This window comes from Franconibacter daqui, assembly GCF_014644275.1.
Lineage (GTDB): Bacteria > Pseudomonadota > Gammaproteobacteria > Enterobacterales > Enterobacteriaceae > Franconibacter > Franconibacter pulveris.
The window spans coordinates 154,853-173,998 of record NZ_BMKJ01000003.1; the positions used below are offsets into that span (position 1 = coordinate 154,853).

General features: G+C 50.4%; 15 protein-coding genes. 11 read left to right on the forward strand and 4 right to left on the reverse strand.

What is annotated here, in order from left to right; translation table 11 throughout:
- Positions 1 to 22 precede the first annotated feature (22 nt).
- Entirely contained in the window at positions 23 to 1,246 is a 1,224-nt protein-coding gene (deoB, locus tag IEX01_RS12985; protein ID WP_024556412.1) for a phosphopentomutase, read from the forward strand.
- Positions 1,247 to 1,305: 59 nt separating this feature from the next.
- Entirely contained in the window at positions 1,306 to 2,025 is a 720-nt protein-coding gene (gene deoD, locus IEX01_RS12990; RefSeq protein ID WP_004857662.1) for a purine-nucleoside phosphorylase, read from the forward strand.
- 179 nt (positions 2,026 to 2,204) lie between these two features.
- Here deoD and lplA read toward each other — a convergent pair whose 3' ends face one another.
- Together lplA and IEX01_RS13000 are read right to left on the reverse strand one after the other, a co-directional pair.
- Positions 2,205 to 3,221 (reverse strand): lipoate--protein ligase, encoded by a 1,017-nt coding sequence (lplA, locus tag IEX01_RS12995; protein ID WP_188723997.1) that lies wholly within the window; start codon positions 3,219 to 3,221, stop codon positions 2,205 to 2,207.
- 75 nt (positions 3,222 to 3,296) lie between these two features.
- Positions 3,297 to 3,959, reverse strand: coding sequence for a YtjB family periplasmic protein (locus tag IEX01_RS13000; RefSeq protein ID WP_024556410.1), 663 nt, complete (start codon positions 3,957 to 3,959; stop codon positions 3,297 to 3,299).
- 106 nt (positions 3,960 to 4,065) lie between these two features.
- Between IEX01_RS13000 and serB the strand changes: the two genes are divergently transcribed.
- The 3 genes from serB to nadR all read left to right on the forward strand — a co-directional run bounded on the left by serB (position 4,066) and on the right by nadR (position 7,769).
- Positions 4,066 to 5,037 (forward strand): phosphoserine phosphatase, encoded by a 972-nt coding sequence (serB, locus tag IEX01_RS13005; RefSeq protein WP_024556409.1) that lies wholly within the window; start codon positions 4,066 to 4,068, stop codon positions 5,035 to 5,037.
- 11 nt (positions 5,038 to 5,048) lie between these two features.
- A complete protein-coding gene (radA, locus tag IEX01_RS13010; RefSeq protein ID WP_024556408.1) occupies positions 5,049 to 6,431 on the forward strand; it encodes a DNA repair protein RadA in 1,383 nt (460 codons plus the stop codon).
- Positions 6,432 to 6,536: 105 nt separating this feature from the next.
- Positions 6,537 to 7,769 carry a multifunctional transcriptional regulator/nicotinamide-nucleotide adenylyltransferase/ribosylnicotinamide kinase NadR gene (nadR, locus tag IEX01_RS13015; RefSeq protein ID WP_024556407.1) on the forward strand — a complete coding sequence of 411 codons (1,233 nt, stop codon included), beginning with the start codon at positions 6,537 to 6,539 and terminating at the stop codon, positions 7,767 to 7,769.
- 108 nt (positions 7,770 to 7,877) lie between these two features.
- On the opposite strand, the gene IEX01_RS13020 is transcribed toward nadR, so the two are convergent.
- Positions 7,878 to 8,879 (reverse strand): zinc-binding alcohol dehydrogenase family protein, encoded by a 1,002-nt coding sequence (locus IEX01_RS13020; protein WP_024556406.1) that lies wholly within the window; start codon positions 8,877 to 8,879, stop codon positions 7,878 to 7,880.
- A gap of 118 nt (positions 8,880 to 8,997) precedes the next feature.
- Here IEX01_RS13020 and IEX01_RS13025 point away from each other — a divergent pair, with 118 nt between their 5' ends.
- From IEX01_RS13025 to IEX01_RS13050, 6 genes are all read left to right on the forward strand, one after another.
- Positions 8,998 to 9,903 carry a LysR family transcriptional regulator gene (locus tag IEX01_RS13025; protein WP_024556405.1) on the forward strand — a complete coding sequence of 302 codons (906 nt, stop codon included), beginning with the start codon at positions 8,998 to 9,000 and terminating at the stop codon, positions 9,901 to 9,903.
- Positions 9,904 to 10,285: 382 nt separating this feature from the next.
- The gene (locus tag IEX01_RS13030; RefSeq protein ID WP_024559972.1) at positions 10,286 to 11,062 is read left to right on the forward strand and encodes an ABC transporter permease; all 777 of its coding nucleotides are present in this window, start codon (positions 10,286 to 10,288) and stop codon (positions 11,060 to 11,062) included.
- Positions 11,059 to 11,724: an ABC transporter ATP-binding protein gene (locus IEX01_RS13035; RefSeq protein WP_188723998.1), complete on the forward strand. Its 666-nt coding sequence runs from the start codon at positions 11,059 to 11,061 to the stop codon at positions 11,722 to 11,724. Before IEX01_RS13030 ends, IEX01_RS13035 begins: the two co-directional genes overlap by 4 nt.
- A gap of 19 nt (positions 11,725 to 11,743) precedes the next feature.
- The gene (locus IEX01_RS13040) at positions 11,744 to 12,883 is read left to right on the forward strand and encodes a stealth family protein (RefSeq protein ID WP_188723999.1); all 1,140 of its coding nucleotides are present in this window, start codon (positions 11,744 to 11,746) and stop codon (positions 12,881 to 12,883) included.
- A gap of 48 nt (positions 12,884 to 12,931) precedes the next feature.
- Entirely contained in the window at positions 12,932 to 16,660 is a 3,729-nt protein-coding gene (locus tag IEX01_RS13045; protein ID WP_229701852.1) for a CDP-glycerol glycerophosphotransferase family protein, read from the forward strand.
- A 60-nt stretch (positions 16,661 to 16,720) separates the two neighbouring features.
- Entirely contained in the window at positions 16,721 to 17,944 is a 1,224-nt protein-coding gene (locus IEX01_RS13050) for an accessory Sec system protein Asp2 (protein ID WP_188724000.1), read from the forward strand.
- Here IEX01_RS13050 and IEX01_RS13055 read toward each other — a convergent pair.
- Positions 17,941 to 19,131, reverse strand: a complete 1,191-nt coding sequence (locus tag IEX01_RS13055; protein WP_024559977.1) for a capsule polysaccharide biogenesis protein — start codon at positions 19,129 to 19,131, stop codon at positions 17,941 to 17,943. The genes IEX01_RS13050 and IEX01_RS13055 overlap by 4 nt on opposite strands.
- Positions 19,132 to 19,146: the final 15 nt, after the last annotated feature.

Below are 19,146 nucleotides of genomic sequence, written 5' to 3' on the forward strand. Positions count from 1 at the left end.
GCGCAAAAGGTACGGAGAACATATGAAACGTGCATTTATTATGGTGCTGGACTCTTTCGGAATTGGCGCAACGGAAGACGCGGAACGCTTTGGCGACGCGGGTTCCGATACCCTCGGCCATATCGCCGAGGCCTGCGCGAAGGGCGAGGCGGATAAAGGCCGCCAGGGCCCGCTCTACCTGCCGAATCTGACCAGACTGGGTCTGGCGAAGGCGCATGAAGGCGCGACCGGTTTTATCCCCGCGGGTATGGATGGCGAAGCGGAAATCACCGGCGCCTACGCCTGGGCGCATGAACTCTCTTCCGGTAAAGACACCCCGTCAGGCCACTGGGAAATCGCCGGCGTGCCGGTGCTGTTCGACTGGGGCTATTTCACCGACGAGAAAAACAGCTTCCCGCAGGAACTGCTCGACAAACTGGTTGAGCGTGCGGATCTGCCTGGTTATCTCGGCAACTGCCACTCTTCCGGCACCGTGATTCTGGATGAGCTGGGCGAAGAGCATATGAAAACCGGCAAGCCGATTTTCTACACCTCCGCCGACTCGGTTTTCCAGATTGCCTGCCATGAAGAGACCTTTGGCCTCGACAGGCTCTATAAGCTGTGCGAAATCGCCCGTGAAGAGCTGACCGAAGGCGGCTATAACATTGGCCGCGTCATCGCGCGTCCGTTTGTCGGCGACAAAGCGGGTAACTTCCAGCGCACCGGTAACCGCCACGACCTGGCGGTTGAACCGCCGTCACCTGTCGTGCTGAAAAAGCTGGTGGACGAGAAGGGCGGCCAGGTGGTTTCCGTAGGTAAAATTGCGGACATCTACGCCAACATGGGCATCACCAAAAAGGTGAAGGCCACCGGTCTTGACGCATTGTTTGACGCCACCATCAAAGAGATGAAAGACGCTGGCGACAATACCATCGTCTTTACCAACTTTGTGGATTTTGACTCCTCCTGGGGCCACCGTCGCGACGTGGCGGGTTATGCGGGCGGCCTTGAGCTGTTCGACCGCCGTCTGCCGGAGCTGCTGGAGCTCGTTGGCGAAGATGACATTATCATCTTTACCGCCGACCACGGCTGCGACCCGACCTGGAAAGGCACCGATCACACCCGCGAACACATTCCGGTACTGATCTACGGCCCGAAAGTGAAACCGGGCTCGCTCGGCCACCGTGAAACCTTCGCCGATATCGGTCAGACCGTCGCCAAATACTTTGGCCTCTCTGATATGGAATATGGCAAGGCGATGTTCTGATTTAACGGGGCGGATTATTCCGCCCTGCTTTTTGTTTTAAACGTTAAGGAAAATAAAAAATGGCTACCCCACACATTAATGCAGAGATGGGCGATTTCGCTGACGTTGTGCTGATGCCGGGCGACCCGCTGCGCGCGAAGCACATTGCAGAAACCTTCCTTGAAGACGTGCGTGAAGTGAACAACGTGCGCGGCATGCTGGGCTTCACCGGCACCTACAAAGGCCGCAAAATCTCTGTGATGGGCCATGGCATGGGCATTCCGTCCTGCTCCATCTACACCAAAGAGCTGATAACCGATTTCGGCGTGAAAAAAATCATCCGCGTCGGCTCCTGCGGCGCGGTGCGTGCGGATGTGAAGCTGCGCGATGTCGTTATCGGCATGGGCGCCTGCACCGACTCCAAAGTTAACCGTCTGCGTTTTAAAGACCATGACTTCGCCGCGATTGCGGATTTCGGCATGGTGCGTAATGCGGTGGACGCGGCGAAAGCGCTGGGTGTTGACGCGCGCGTGGGCAATATCTTCTCCGCAGATCTGTTCTACACGCCGGACCCGTCCATGTTCGACGTCATGGAAAAATACGGCATCCTCGGCGTGGAGATGGAAGCAGCGGGCATTTATGGCGTGGCGGCGGAGTTCGGCGCAAAAGCGCTGACTATCTGCACCGTTTCCGACCATATTCGTACCCATGAGCAGACCACGGCGGCTGAACGTCAGACCACGTTCAACGATATGATCAAAATCGCGCTGGAATCCGTACTGCTGGGCGATAAAGAGTAAGCGTTTACTGGAAGTGAAAAGGGCGCTGCGGCGCCCTTTTTTGTGGGTGCGGGATAACGACTGGCGCTCCGTTTAGCTGCCCTGGAGGTAAAAGCGTGATTTGTAGCCTTGCAGGGGAAAGCGGAACGCACCCGCCCGCGGTTTTCTCCAGCGCCCTTTTAAGGGGGGAAGGTGAAAATCTAGCGCACCACCTGCGCAATCCACTCCGCGACCTGGCGTAACTCCGCTTCCTGCGCCGGGAAATCGCCAATCAGCGTTTCGCACTCCTGCTTAAGCGCTTCTGGCCGATAAACACAGCCCTGCAGACGATTGGCCAGCGCCTCCAGCGGCGCGGGGTTAAGGCTATCGGTAAAGACCTGCGTGCGGGTGATGTGGCCTTTTTCGACATCGAAATGCAGCTCCACGCCGCCCCAGGTAAACCGCTCGTCAAGCAGATGGGTAAACGCGGGTGCCTGGCCGAAGTTCCACTCCCAGCTACTCTGGCGAGCAAAGGTTTCCGCAAAGCCGGGCAAATCCGGCGCGGCGTCCGGAGAAATCACTTCCGCCGCCGCCTGCTCGCCGTAGTAGTCAAAAAATGCCTGCGTTACCGCCTCGCAAACCTGCGCATGGGTGATGCCGGGAGAGAGATCGTTGAGGTTCGCCACGCGCCCGCGCACCGAGGTGATGCCTTTGGCCTGCAGTTTTTTCTTATCCGGGTTCAGGTAGTTGGCGAGACGGCTTAAGTCGGCGTTCAGCAGCAGCGTGCCGTGGTGGAAACCGCGATCCATCGTCTCCCGGTAGGCGGAGCCGGAGATTTTGCGGTCGCCTTCCGCTGTCGCCACCACCAGATCGTTACGCCCCGAAGCGCTCGCCGGAATGCCAAGCGTCGCCAGTGCGTTAATCACAATCGCCGTGGAGACGCTTTTGTCATATTCCGGCTTGCCCGCCATGAAGGTGAAGCAGGTGTTGCCGAGGTCGTGGAAGACCGCGCCGCCGCCGCTGCTGCGTCGCGCCAGGCGCACGTTATCCTCTTCCATTCTTCGGGTGTTGCACTCTTTCCAGGGGTTCTGGGCGCGCCCAATAACCACCGTATCGGCATTGCGCCACAGAAACAGCACCCGCTGAGTCGCAGGCATCTGGCGGAAAATGCACTCCTCCACCGCCAGGTTGAACCAGGGGTCGTGGGAATCTGAAATCAGCAGACGCAAAGAAGACATAGCGATATCCATTCGTGAAGATGAAAAGCAAGGTTATCACGCCCGCGCGGCGCGGGCGGTGCGAAAAAGGGCCTTTTACGAGCCGCCGCGCGGCGGCGAATCGTTCTCGCTGGTCTCCTCTTCCGGGACCGATTTGCTGGCGGTAAGCAGGAAAGGAGATTGCTGCCAGCGAGTGCGCTTGCCCTGCAGCAGCGTTCGCGTCAGCACAATGCCAATCGCCAGCGCGAGCAGCATCATCAGACGCAGGATGTTGGTGGTGTTATCCACCTGCTTGGCTTCGGTGGGCAGGGTATGGGTATCAAGCGTAATGCGCAAATAGCCAATCGGGCCGCTTTTATCCTGTACTGGCTGGACGATTTGTTCGTTAAAGTAGCTGCCCGCCTTTTTGCCATCCAGCGCCAGGCGGTCGCGCACCTCCACGCCTTCGCCGGCGCGGGCGATAAGTTCGCCCTCTTCATCATAGACGCCTGCATCCAGGATGCGGCTTCCCTCGGTAAGCTGGCGCAGCAGGGCGGTGATGCGTTTTTCGTCGGGGTTTTCCCCTTTCATCAGCGGTGCGAGGCTAAAACTCACCTGGCGGGCCAGCGTGCGCGCCAGCTCTTCAAGCTGCACGTTGCGCATCCGCTGGTGGCTCTGACTGAACCAGGAGGCGCCCTGCATTAAGGCCACCAGCAGGGCGAGACAGATAAGGACGATGACTGCGCGATGCAGCCGAAATTTTAGTTTTGCGCGGGTCATAATTTACCTGCTTAAAATGTGAATCTTAATGTTGCCAGAAGCGCTGCGGACAAGGTAGCCTCATGCGTTGTTTTGTCCCGACCTGATTATATTTACAGGAGCTTGAATGCCGAACAGTCTGACCTGGTGCGACCTGCCGAACGACGTATCCCACTGGCCCGGCTTGCCGCTTTCCTTAAGCGGCGACGAAGTGATGCCGCTCGATTATCATGCCGGCCGCAGCGGCTGGCTCCTGTATGGACGGGGTTTAAATAAGCAGTCGCTGACCCAATATCAACGTAAACTGGGCGCGGCGATGGTTATCGTCACCGCCTGGTGCGTGGAAGATTATCAGGTGATCCGTCTGGCCGGTTCGCTGACGCCGCGCGCTACCCGCCTTGCGCACGAAGCCGGTTTCGACGTTGCGCCGCTCGGTAAAATTCCTCATTTAAAAACGCCAGGCCTGCTGGTGATGGACATGGATTCCACCGCCATCCAGATTGAATGTATCGACGAGATTGCAAAGCTTGCCGGCACGGGCGACCAGGTGGCGGAAGTGACCGAGCGCGCCATGCGCGGCGAACTCGATTTCACCGCCAGCCTGCGCAGCCGCGTCGGCACGCTGAAAGGGGCGGACGCCGATATCCTGCGTCAGGTGCGCGACGTGTTGCCGCTGATGCCGGGGCTGACGTCGCTGGTGTTAAAGCTTGAGTCGCTCGGCTGGAAAGTGGCTATCGCTTCCGGCGGCTTCACCTTCTTCGCCGACTATTTACGCGAGAAGCTCCATCTGACCGCCGTGGTGGCGAATGAGCTGGAGATCCGCGACGGCAAGCTGACGGGTGAAGTTATCGGCCAGATAGTCGACGCGCAGTTTAAAGCGCAGACGCTTAAAGCGCTGGCAGAGCAGTATGAGATCCCGATGGCGCAAACGGTGGCGATTGGCGACGGCGCCAACGATCTGCCGATGATCCAGACGGCGGGGCTGGGCATCGCCTACCACGCCAAACCGAAAGTGAACGAAAAGACGGAAGTGACTATCCGTCACGCTGACCTGATGGGGGTGTTCTGCATTCTTTCAGGCAGCCTGAACCAGAAATAAAGAGGTAAAAGGTGGCGAAAGCTCCAAAACGCGCGTTTGTGTGTAATGAGTGTGGTGCGGACTATCCGCGCTGGCAGGGACAGTGCAGCGCCTGTCATGCCTGGAATACCATCACGGAAGTGCGTATCGCCGCCTCGCCGCAAGCGGCGCGCAATGAACGGCTGGCAGGCTATGCGGGCAGCGCGGGCTCGGCCAAAGTCCAGAAGCTCTCTGAAATCAGCCTGGAGGCGCTGCCGCGCTTCTCCACTGGCTTTAAAGAGTTCGACCGTGTGCTTGGCGGCGGCGTCGTGCCCGGCAGCGCCATTCTTATTGGCGGCAACCCCGGCGCGGGTAAATCTACGCTGCTGCTGCAAACGCTGTGCAAGCTCGCTGAGCAGATGAAAACGCTGTATGTGACTGGCGAAGAGTCGCTCCAGCAGGTGGCGATGCGCGCCCACCGTCTGGGCCTGCCGACCACTAACCTGAATATGCTTTCTGAGACGAGCATCGAAACCATCTGCCAGATTGCGGAAGAAGAGCAGCCGAAGCTGATGGTTATCGACTCCATTCAGGTGATGCACATGGCGGACATTCAGTCGTCGCCGGGCAGCGTTGCCCAGGTGCGCGAAACCGCAGCCTACCTGACGCGCTTTGCGAAAACGCGCGGCGTGGCGATTGTTATGGTCGGCCACGTTACCAAAGATGGTTCGCTGGCGGGTCCGAAAGTGCTGGAGCACTGTATCGACTGTTCAGTGCTGCTGGATGGCGACGCCGACTCCCGCTTTCGCACCCTGCGCAGCCATAAAAACCGCTTCGGCGCGGTGAACGAGCTTGGCGTATTCGCCATGACCGAGCAGGGGCTGCGCGAAGTGAGCAACCCTTCCGCCATCTTCTTAAGCCGCGGCGATGAAGTGACGTCCGGCAGCTCCGTGATGGTGGTATGGGAAGGCACGCGCCCGCTGCTGGTTGAAATTCAGGCGCTGGTGGATCACTCAATGATGGGTAACCCGCGTCGTGTGGCGGTGGGGCTTGAGCAAAACCGTCTGGCTATCCTGCTTGCCGTGCTGCACCGCCACGGCGGTTTGCAGATGGCGGACCAGGATGTGTTCGTCAACGTGGTGGGCGGCGTAAAAGTCACCGAGACCAGCGCCGACCTGGCGTTGCTGCTGGCGATGGTATCAAGCCTGCGCGACCGTCCGCTGCCGCAGGACCTGGTGGTCTTCGGTGAAGTGGGGCTGGCGGGCGAAATTCGCCCGGTGCCGAGCGGCCAGGAACGCATCTCCGAGGCGGCGAAGCACGGCTTTCGTCGCGCCATTGTGCCCGCGGCCAACGTGCCGAAAAAAGTGCCGGAAGGGATGAAAATCTTTGGCGTGAAAAAACTGTCGGATGCATTAGCCGTCTTCGACGACCTATAATCCATAAGCTCATGTTTTGGCGGGTGGCATGTTGCTGACCCGCCTTACTGCGTTCTGTATATTCAGCCATTATTTTCCGGCACGACCATTCAGCAGGAGGCTCTTGTGTCATCATTCGACTATCTTAAAACCGCGATCCGTCAAAAGGGCTGCACCTTGCAGGAAGTCGCGGAAGCTTGCGGCATGACCAAGGGTTATTTAAGCCAGCTCCTGAACGCCAAAATCAAAAGCCCCAGCGCCCAAAAGCTTGAGGCGCTGCATCGCTTTCTCGGGCTGGAGTTTCCCCGCCTGCAAAAAAGTGTCGGTGTGGTCTTCGGTAAGTTTTACCCGCTGCATACCGGCCATATTTATCTTATCCAGCGCGCCTGTAGCCAGGTGGATGAGCTGCACATCATTATGGGCTTTGACGAAAAACGCGACCGTCAGCTGTTCGAAGAGAGCGCCATGTCGCAACAGCCCACCGTGCCTGACCGCCTGCGCTGGCTGTTGCAAACCTTCAAGTATCAAAAGAATATTCGCATTCACGCCTTTAACGAAGAGGACATGGAGCCGTACCCGCACGGCTGGGATGTCTGGAGCAACGGCATTAAGGCGTTTCTTGAAGAAAAGGGCATCCATCCCGACCGGGTTTACACCTCTGAAGAGGCGGATGCGCCGCAGTATCGCGAGCACCTTGGCATTGAGACGGTGCTTATCGACCCGAAACGCACGTTTATGAACATCAGCGGCGCGCAGATCCGCGAAAACCCGTTCCGCTACTGGGAATACATTCCTACCGAGGTAAAACCTTTCTTCGTGCGCACGGTGGCGATACTGGGCGGGGAATCAAGCGGCAAATCGACGCTGGTGAATAAGCTAGCCAATATTTTCAACACCACCAGCGCCTGGGAGTATGGCCGCGATTATGTCTTTTCGCATTTGGGCGGCGACGAGATGGCGCTGCAATATTCCGATTACGATAAAATCGCCCTCGGCCACGCGCAGTACATTGATTTTGCAGTGAAATACGCCAACAAGGTGGCGTTTGTCGACACGGATTTCGTCACCACGCAGGCGTTCTGTAAGAAATATGAGGGGAGGGAGCACCCCTTTGTGCAGGCGCTGATAGACGAGTACCGCTTCGACCTGGTTATCCTGCTGGAAAACAACACTCCGTGGGTGGCCGATGGGTTAAGAAGCCTTGGCAGTTCGGTAGACCGTAAGGAGTTTCAGACCATGCTGGTGTCGATGCTGGAAGCGAACAATGTCGATTTTGTGCATGTTGAAGAAGCGGATTATGACGCCCGTTTTCTGCGCTGCGTCGAACTGGTTAAGCAGCTCATGGGTGAGCAAGTATAGCGGCGCTTTACGCCGTCCGGCTTTCCTGTGGCGGGTAAGCGAAGCATCACCCGCCATCTGAAAATAGAGCCCGCCTTTTAAACAGGGCGGGCTCTTATTTTTTGAACCTTAAAACGCCACCACGACCTTGCCGCGCATATGGCCTTCGAGCACTTTCGCATGCGCTTCGGCGATGCTTTCCACGCTAAGCCCGTGCAGCGTTTCGCTCAGCGCGCTTTCCACCACACCCTCATCCACAAGCTTCGCGACGTTATCTAAAATCTCGCCCTGGCGCGCCATATCGGCGGTCTGGTACATGCTGCGGGTATACATAAACTCCCAGTGCAGCGCTGCGGATTTCGATTTTAGCGCATCCTGATTTAACGGATGTTTGTTTTCAACAATGGTGCAGATATGGCCCTGCGGCGCGATCAGCTGGCTTACTGCCTCCCAGTGGCCGTCAGTATCGTTGAGGATAAAGATATAATCGACGAACTTAATCTCATGTTTCGCCAGCTCGCCCGGCAGATCGTGATAGTTCACCACCAGATCGGCGCCGCGGTCGCGACACCACTGCGCGGAATCTTCGCGTGAGGCGGTGGCGATGATTTTTACTTTGCTGTGGTGACGGGCAAAGGGAATGGCGAGCGAACCCACGCCGCCTGCGCCGCCGATAATCAGCAGCGTTTTATCCTCCGCCGCGTCCTGAATGTTCAGGCGTTCAAACAACCCTTCCCAGGCTGTCAGCGCGGTTAAGGGGATGGATGCGGCAGCCGCCCAGTCCAGCGTGCCCGGTTTATGCCCCACGATGCGAGCATCAATCAGCTGATGCGTCGTATTGCTGCCGGGGCGCGTAATATCGCCTGCGTAATAGACTTCGTCGCCGGTTTTGAAACCGTTCACTTTGCTGCCCACGGCTTTCACGATGCCGCTGGCATCCCACCCCAGCACGCGCGGTTCCTGCAGGCCATTTTTTTGCAGACCGGCGTGAACCTTCGTATCCACCGGGTTGATGGATACCGCTTTTACTTCAACCAGCAGATCGTAGTCGCCAGGTTGCGGCATCCCGGAGGTGATTTCAATAAAGCTTTTCGGATCCTGCGGGTTAACGGCAATGGATTTAACAGACATAAGGAACTCCTCATAGAGACGGTGAAGTACGTGACTTGATGAATGTAGACTACGCGCCGACGATGCGGGTGATAAGATGGACAATCCCGAACGAAGTGTTCATACAGGATGAACAATTATGTTTAAACAGCTGCAGGATATGGCCCTGTTTGCCCTGGTGGCGGAAACCGGCAGTTTTACCGCAGCGGCTGCCAAAGCGGGGCTGCCTAAGTCGAGCGTCAGCCAGCGCATCAGTCAGCTTGAAAGCCAGATAGGGCTGCGGCTGCTCAACCGAACCACCCGCAAGCTCAACCTGACTTTCGCGGGCGAGCATTATCTGGTGCACTGTCGTGAGATGCTGGCGGCAAGCGAACGGGCGGAACTGGCGGTGCAGCGCCTGCGCGATAACCCAAGCGGCAGGCTGCGCATCACTTGTCCGGCGGGAATTGGCGCTACGCTGCTGGCGCACATGAACGCGCAGTTTCAGGCCCGCTATCCTGATGTTTCGCTGGACGTGTGCGTTTCGGATGACGTGCTGGATCTGGTGGAAGAGGGGTTCGATGTGGCCTTACGGACCGGTAAGCCGCAGGACTCCTCGCTGGTGGGGCGGATGATTGGCCACTGCCCGCGCTATCTGCTCGCCTCGCCCGATTATCTGGCTCGCTACGCGCCGATTACCCACCCGAGCCAGTTGGTTGAACACCGCTGCATTGTGCATAAAGCCTGGTCGCAATGGCTGTTTCAGCGAGAAAACGAAGACTATCTCTGCCTGCTGAACCCCGCTCACCAGACCGATAACCTGCTTTATGCCCGCGGCAGCGCCATTGCCGGAGCGGGCATAACGTTACTTCCCGCTTTCTTACTGGAAGATAACCTTGAGAAGGGGCTGCTGACGCCTGTACTGCCGCAGTGGCAGGTCGCGGGCAACGATCTCTGGCTTATCTATCCAGGGCGTAAGCTCAATTCGCCGGCATTAATGCGTTATATAGATTTTGTCCTGCGCTCCGATGAAGTAAGGCATTTTTATATGGAAATAAATAGTTAATTTTAATAGGGGATAGAAAAAGGCAGATCCTGATAAATAAATACGCCATGGCTTGGTGTTTATATTTTTTTGCCAGGGTTATATTCTGCTTTGTTTATTATTAATCATTCAGGTGAATAAGACTCTTCTTAGTTATTGCCTGAATAAAGGATTAGCGTTATCTTTTTGCCCGCATAGCGGAAATGAATATTGCGTGAATCAATATAACCCCATGGGTTATATTTTTTATTTATGAATGTTGCGCAATGCAGCATAACTCCTCAGGCGCAGTTTTACTCCTCTTAACGAAAAATTGACTTAATTCATTGCCTGCAGGCGGTGGCGGATGCGTCATTGCCTGTGCGGTAGCCTGCGTGGCCCTTCTTAAATACGGATTATGTTTATGATAAGAAAAGGATTTCACATTCAGAAATCAACAGTGATTGCGCTATTTTTGCGTGAGATTAAAACCCGTTTCGGTAAATACCGACTCGGCTACTGTTGGGCATTGCTGGAGCCCGTCCTGCATTTGTTCGTACTATGGGTTGTTTTTGACTATGTGATGCAACGGGCAATGTCCGATATTTCTTTCCCCGTTTTCTTGCTTAACGGGCTCATTCCCTATTTCTTGTTCAGCAACATCGCCACGCGGTCCATTAATGCTTTTGAGGCAAACCAGGGGTTATTCAACTATCGCCCGGTAAAGCCTGTCGATACTGTCATTGCACGCGCTGTTCTTGAAACATTTATTTATACCATGGTGTATTTTCTGTTAATGGCGTTGTTGCTGCTGAACGGGGAAGTTATTGATAAAATTAATCTTATTGAGCTTTGCACCGTAGGATTTCTGCTGGTTGTCTTCTCTTTCGGCCTGGGGTTAATCGTCATGGTCGTGGGTAATGCTTTTCCAGAAATGGAAAAATTTCTTCCTGTTATTATCAAGCCGCTTTATTTCATCTCCTGCATTATGTTTCCGCTGAATTCGGTGCCTGAAGAGTATTGGGGCTGGCTTCTCTGGAACCCGTTGCTTCATGTGGTGGAGCTTGCCCGCGAGTCGCTGGCTATTAACTACCAGAGCGAGGGCGCAAGCCTCGCTTATCTCGCTTTTAGCACGCTGATTGTACTGTTTGTTGGACTACTGCTTTACCGCAGCCGTGAAGAGGCGATGTTGACCTCATGATTAAAATTGAAAACCTCACCAAGTCTTATCGCGTGCCGAACGGCAGGCACTATGTATTTAAAGATCTCAACCTTGAACTGCCCGCCGGGAAAAGTGTGGCGCTGATTGGCCGCAACGGGGCAGGTAAATCCACTTTATTGCGCATGATAGGCGGTATTGATAAGCCTGACTGTGGGCGCATTGTTTCCCAACGCTCAATCTCCTGGCCGGTGGGGCTTTCCGGCGGTTTTCAGGGAAGCCTGACAGGGCGAGAAAACGTAAAATTTGTGGCTCGCCTCTACGCCAGTAAAGCGGAGCTGAAAGAGAAGGTGGCTTTTGTCGAGGAGTTTGCTGAGCTTGGCAACTACTTTGATATGCCTATTAGAACCTATTCGTCCGGCATGCGTTCCCGGCTCAGTTTTGGACTGAGCATGGCGTTTAAATTTGACTATTATCTGGTCGATGAAGTGACGTCTTTTGGGGATGCGAGGTTTCGGATGAAGTGTGATGCCGTCTTTAATGAGCGGCATCAGGAATCCAGTTTTATTATGGTGTCCCATAATCTCAATTCACTTAAGCAATATTGTGATATTGCCATTCTGCTTGGAAGGGATAACCTGGTGGAACTTTATGAGGATATCGATGAAGCCCTAAATAAATATAAAGAACAAGAGCACTTATAGAACGAGGCTACGAATTATTATGGATAGTAGTCGAAAGCTTAATGCATCGCTTTATCGAAAAACGCGGAGGCTTTTGTCTTCTCCGGGGCTTTTTTTTCGCGATTATTTTAATCGCAAATATCCGTTGGTATTAAATGAAATAAGATGCTCGATTGGAGAGGAAGCCATTCTTATTGAAAACGATCTGAATATAGAGCGTAAAATTCAGGTCGATTTGCCAATAGATGTGGTATTCACGTGGGTAAATGATAAAGATCCAGTCTGGAAAGAAAAGTTCTATTATTATCAGCGACATCTGCATGGAGATGGCACGCAGTATGATTTTGACCCGGCTCGCTATAACAATAATAATGAAATAATTTTTGCCATTAATAGCGTCATTACATTCATGCCTTGGGTAAGGAGAGTTTTTATCGTCACCGATAATCAAATTCCTGAGGCGCTTGATGTTTCTGAAAAGGTAAAAGTTATCGATCACCGGGATATTATCTCAAAAGAATTGTTACCCACTTTTAATTCACATGTTATCGAGGCGCATTTACATAATATTCCAGGGCTTGCCGAACATTTTATCTATTTTAATGACGATGTTTTCGTTGCACGTCCATTGCCGGCGAGCCATTTTTTCAAAGGAAATGGCCATGCTTCATTATTTTTAGCAGATAAAAGCCTTAGGGCAATGGCGCGCAAAGGGATAAATACACCTACTCTCTCTGCTTCATGCAAAGCGGTAGAGTTACTTATGGCTCGCTACGGGTTGGCCATTGATTCTCCTCTGGTCCATACCTATGTACCGCTACGTAAAAGCATGTTTACTCTCGCCTGGAAAGAATATGATGATGAGATCGCCGCATTTACTTCATCAAAATTCAGAACTAACAACGATCTTAATCTGGCGACCTTTTTGGTGCCATGGCTGGCGTACATTAAAGGATTAGCAACGCCGCAGCGGGATATTTGTCATTATTTTAATATTCGCTCGCCCTCTGCCAGAACACATTATGAAGCTTTGCTTAAATCAAAAATGAACGGTAGTTCACCACACTCTTTTTGTGCTAACGACTTTTCTTCATCGAAGAATGCTTTAGCCAATCATCACGCTTTACTTGAGAAATTTTTAAATAGCTATTATGGAAATGGAAAAAAGAAGTATGTTTAAAGGAAAGCTACGGAAGCTAATTAAAAACCTGGGCTGTTTTTTAGTGATATGGCCGCCAACCAGCTGAGAAAGCTTGGTAAAGTCTACGTCAAGAAAGTAGAAGGCCATTATCAATATACCGTCGTCTCTGCAGTCTATAACGTAGGCCGCTATCTGGATGATTTTTTTGCCAGTATTGTCAGGCAGAAACTGAATTTCAAAAAGCATATTCATCTGGTGATGGTAGATGACGGCTCAACTGATGATTCTGCTTTCATTATAAAGAAATGGCAAAAAAAATACCCTGCTAACATTACCTATCTCTACCAGGAGAATGCTGGGCAGTCGTGCGCCAGAAATCTTGGCTTACAGCACGTTAAAAGTGAATGGGTGACTTTTATTGATCCGGACGATTTTCTGGATTGCAATTATTTTTATAACGTTGATAATTTTATCAATAATAATAATGACAAAGACATAAAGCTCTTAGGTTGTAATATTATTTTTTATATTGAATCTAAAAGTATTTTTAGAGACAATCATCCTTTAGCTTATCGTTTTAAAAACGGTAATCATCTTATTTCGCTCAATAGTTTGGAAAAGGAAGTGCAGCTTTCTGCCAGCACGGCGTTTTTCAAAACCGAGGAGATCGCTAGCAATAATTTAATGTTTGATAACCGAGTTAAACCTAACTTTGAAGATGGCCATTTCATTGCTAATTATCTTTTGAATCTTAAAGGCGGTTCTGTAGGTTTTCTGAAGGATAGCAAATATTATTACCGCAAGCGTGAAGACGGTACTTCTACACTGGATACCTCATGGACCAAACCAGAGCGTTTTCTTAACGTTCCCGAATTTGGCTATCTGGATATGTTGCGAAAGTTTAAAGAGGCTAAAGGATATGTTCCCGTCTATATTCAGCGAACTGTGCTTTATGAAATGGTATGGTACGTTAAGCATCTGCTCAATCACAGTGAAAAAGCGGCCTTTTTAAGCCATGCAGAAAAAACAGCGTTCATTAATAAATTAAAAGAAATATTCACCTTTCTTGATAAGAAAGAGATTCTTGATTTCGAGTTGGCAGGTGCGTGGTTTTTTCACAAGATTGCCATGCTTGCTTTTTTCAAAGAACAACAACCTGATGCTCAAATTGTTTATATTGAAAAATATGATGCTTTTAAGCATATGGCGCAACTTAGGTATTTCACCAAATCTGTAGCACTTGAGCAAATCTCATTGGATGGCCGGGATGTTATCCCGGCTTACGCCAAAACCATTCGCCACGATTTTATGGATGAAACATTAATCTTTGAGCGACGTTTATGGGTAGAACTTGGTGATGCTCAAGTAATTAATATTAAAGTTTGTCAGCTGCCTACACGTCTTTCATTAGGTGGAAAACAGAATAAGGAGGGCATAAAGGTTACTAATATCGTTCAACATTTTGCTAGCCTTAAACCACGTTACGAAACGAAAAAAGAGTATCATCAGGCATGGATCTTTATGGATAGGGATACCCAGGCGGATGACAATGCTGAACATCTTTATCGTTATGTGCGCGACAATTATCCTCAACAGAAAATCTTTTTTGTCTTGCAAAAGTCGTCACACGACTGGTCTCGACTCGAACAGGAAGGTTTTAAACTACTGGAGTTTGGCTCCCAGGAGCATAAGCTTGCGCTTGGGTCCTGTAGTAAAGTTATTAGCTCTCACGCTAATCGCTACGTTACCAATTTGTTGGGCCCTAAGATGTTAGCCGGTAAGCACTACATCTTTTTGCAACATGGCGTAACTAAAGATGATATCTCTGGCTGGCTTAATAGTAAGGAGGATATTAACTGTTTTGTCACTGCATCGCCTTATGAATACCAGTCAATCCATGAAGATGGCAGCCGCTATTATTACACTAAAAAGGAAGTCGTGCTGACAGGTTTCCCACGCCACGATAAATTGATTGTTAATGATAATAAAGAACGGTTGATAATTATTATGCCAACCTGGCGGCAGACTATTGTTGGGCCAGTGGTGGGTGATGGGGAAGAGAGGGCGCTCAACCCATTATTTATGCAAACTCAGTTCGCGCAGTGCTGGTACAACGTTTTACATTCACCCTTACTGCAAAAATTTGCGGAAAAATATGATTTTAAAGTGGCATTTTTCCCCCATGCTAATATTCAGCCTTATTTGTCACAGTTTCAGGTGCCTGATTACATAGAAATTATTACCCATGCACAGGGTTCGATTCAGAATCTTTTCAAGCGAGCCTCGCTAATGGTGACCGACTACTCGTCAGTCGCATTTGAGATGGCGGTACAAAACAAGCCGGTAATTTATTATCAGTTTGATGCGAAGGAATGTTTTAGCGGTGCGCACATTTATTCGAAAGGCTATTTTGATTATCGGAAGCATGGCTTTGGCCCGGTAGTGGAATCTGAAAAAGAGCTTTTTAAAGAGCTTAATACCCTCTTGAAAAATAACGCGGTACCTTCCGCTAAAATTCTGAAGCGTATCAGCGAAACGTTTCCTTTCCGCGATGGCTTTAACTGTGAACGTACTTATCAGGCTATTGCTTCGCTGGATAAGCCTTTACCCACTGGCTTCGCAGATGCGGAAATTTATCAGCAATATGCGATGCAGGCTGCAGAGGCCCGCCGCTGGGCGCTTGCAGAACAGCGTTGGCAAGCTTATCTGACGCTTGCGCTTACTCAGGAAGAAGAGGCGCAGGGTTATGCTGGTCTTACAGAAGCTCAGCGCAAGCAAGGCAAACTGATTGATGCACACAATACCATCTGTCGGTGGCAGGAGCGGTATCCGAAACAATCCCATCCGGTGTTATTGGCAAGCATGGCTCTGCTGGAAATGGCGGAGCATCACTGGCAGCAGGCCGCGTTTTACTGGCAAGAGGCAGGTCAGGCGCATGCCGACAATGCCCGTTATTGTTACAGCCTTTATCGTAGTGGTCAGATTTCCGCACTGGAAGCGCTATGTAAAAAATCCCAGCCGGTAACGGGTTTCAGCTACGCTCGCTTTTGTTTGCTCCTGGCCAGGAAACAATGGCAAGAAGCGGTTGCATATGTTAAGGAGCAGGACGTTGATGTCACTTCGCAAGAGAGCCTGGACAACAAGCTTTTGATTACGCTTTCCTACTGCTATCAGCAAATGAATAAGCTAAACGATGCGCATCGTTGTCTGGCAACTTACGAGCAATATATTGAAAACGATCCACAGTGCCGCTTAAAAATTGCCCGACTGGCTTTCCTGAGGCAGAACTGGGAAAAAATCATTACGCAGTTAAATAAGGCTTGCTCCGATATAACTCACTTGCCAGATGAGCACGTATATTATTATTTCATGGCGCTTCTTCATACAGAAAAATATGGTGAGATTTATAATGATTATCAAAATCTGAAGAGTGAAATAAAAAACAGTGCTGGCTTAGTGAAAATTTATGCCCAAGCCTGTCTTGCATTAAATAAGATAGCGGAAGTATTTATGCTTTTTGAAAAAACCGATAAGCCAGATGATGAATTTTATCTCATCTATGCCAACGCACTTAAAGATGCTGGCCGTTTTAATCAGGCGCTGACGGTGATTCGTCACAAGATAAGCCGGTACACCCAAAAAGCGTGGATGTTAAGATGCGAGCTGGCTCAGCTAAGCGAACACTGGGATGAAGCCTATAATTGTTGGCTAAGTTTATTACGTCACTATCCACAAAATCTCCCAGAAAATGCCGCTGAGACATTGCAAAGTTTAAAGTTATTAAGCGAGCTTTCATTGAAGCAATCCGTTGAATAAAAGTAATGTTATTGTCAAAAACAGGCGCTTATTTGCGTCTGTTTTTTTTGAGGGATTGATATGGTGGAACAAAAAGAAGTAATAAACGGAGTTCAGATTAAGTATAAGTATAAGCAAAGAAAATATGATACGCAGCATATAATATTTGTTTTTTGTGGGTTCGGCAGTGCCAGCATGTTTACTTATGATTTTGAGAATGCCTTACAGGATTGCCCGGCTCATGTTGTATGGATTAAAGATGACTTTAATGATTGCTGCGCTTATTACCTTTGTCAGAATATGAACTACAGTATAGAGCAAGCCGTTATTACTTTTATTGAAAGTATGTTGGCGCGTTATGGCCTCGATCGTTCATGTTGTACACTAGCTGGTTTTTCAAAAGGTGGCACTGCGGCATTGTATTATGGCCTTAAATATCACTTCATAAATATTGTTTCAACTGTACCACAATTTCATATTGGTACTTTTGCAAAGCGAGAATGGCCCCTCGTTTTCAAACACATGGCAGATCCAGAAAATGAAAATTCTATCTTTGTGCTGGATACATTATTGCCCCAGTTGTTACGTGATGATGGATCTATAGAAAAAAACATCTATTTATTGACATCCGAGGCGGACTATCAATATGAAAAAGAGATAAAACCTTATCTTGACGGCTTCAGAAAATATCGTAATTTTAACCTGTTGATGGCTACCTCTCAGTTGATAAGGGAGCATAATCAAGTCACCTCGTATCATGTGCCGCTATTGCTGGGTATTTTTTACTCCTTATCCCAGGGGGCCGTTCCTCACTATGGTTATTGCGAGCTAATTGCCGATAATACTTTAGTGTCACGTCCGGTAAAGCCGCAGCCTGTCGCTATTTTAAAGAAGATAGCTGTTATGGATACGTTAATTTTTCCTGAAGGAATAGCTGTGCTTAAAGGGGTAAGTTGCGGTGAATACCAGGATATTGAAATTGATTTAATATTTAAAAATGAAGGACTTGAAGAGGTGTTCCGGATAGCTAAAGCTCATCGTTCCATTTTAACCAGACAGCTATACGCAGAAGGTTTCGTCAATTATGATAAAGGCTGGTTTTGCACTGCAAAATTTCAAGGGCTTAATGTACAAGAGCTTCCCGCGGGTCGGTATCGTATTCTTTTAGATATCACTTGTCAGGAGCACTATGCCCGTAAAGCGTTAGAGGTAGATGCAGGCGCAGATAACAAAATACTTGCTTCAAGTGAATCTATTGACGTGTACAGTCAAAATGGCCATGTTTATTTATGGAAGAAAAGTTAATAAGGCCAACGTGACTTGCTATAAAAAACCGCATTTATCTGTGTGCTTGTTTTCAAATAAGCGTGAAACTTGCAAAACAGTTCGCCGTCGGGTTTGAAGTCTGACGTCCAGAACGCGTCCAGGTGCCCCTGAAAGGTTAAGCCGTCTATGTTATACATTGCGCGGCCCATGACCTTCAGGGGTTTTTTATGTACCAACGCAGAGATACCCGCAGTACTGTTAATCGTCACTACGGCTCTGGCATGATGCAATAACTGCGGCATCGGTAGGTCGTGTACGTAAATTACCTTATCACTAACGCCGTAAATATCACTGAGCCGTTTAATTAACGGGCCATACATGCGGTGTCCACGATCCATCGGGTGATGCTTGATCACAAGGTGTTCGCGCAGCGGCGCGTTTTTGGCAAAAGAAGCGATAACCTCTTCAATATACTCCCTTACATCGCCATAGTTACTGTGTTGGCTTACCTGGCTGTCGTTATAAACCTGCAGGATTGCCAGATAATAATGCTGACTAAGTTCGTTACCTAATCTCTTCAATATTTTACTTTCCAGCAGCCTGTACCACTGTTTCCGCCAGCCGGCACGCCACCAGCAACGCGCTTCGTACCAAGGAGAAAAACATTTGTGGTGCCGGTAATGGGGAAAATCATCACGATGATAGCTGCCCATCAGATAATAGACGGCCGCATGCCAGCAACGCCGGAAAGCGGAGGCTTTGATCTCTTCAGCCTGCAAGGGGGGAAGATCGTGCAGATTGCGATAAAACGCGGCATCCCGAGGTAATGAAGACCAGGCGTTAACGCCATTTTCTTCAAGCGTGATGTAATGTGGTCTGAGATAGCCCTCTTCAAACACCAGAAAACGTACCCCATTTGCCTGCGACCACTGCCGGGCGGCCTGATGCAGCGGGCGGCAATCGCCAAAGCAAATCACGGTATCAAAACGATATCCCTGCCAGGTTTCTTCCAGCCATTGCGGAAACTCTGCCGCTGTCTTTCGCCAGGCGTAAGCTTTTACTTTGCGGCAATAAAACTTATCGCCGCCGTTGAAAACAACGTTTACCGCCTGGCGCCCCTGCCTTTCCAGCCACCGGGCAAGCTCGCTGAAGAAAGGCCCCATAGGTCCCTGCAGCAGTAAATAACGTTGTCCTGCAAGCAGGGTTTTCATGGCGTTGCTGTTCATGCTGGCGTTCCGTTG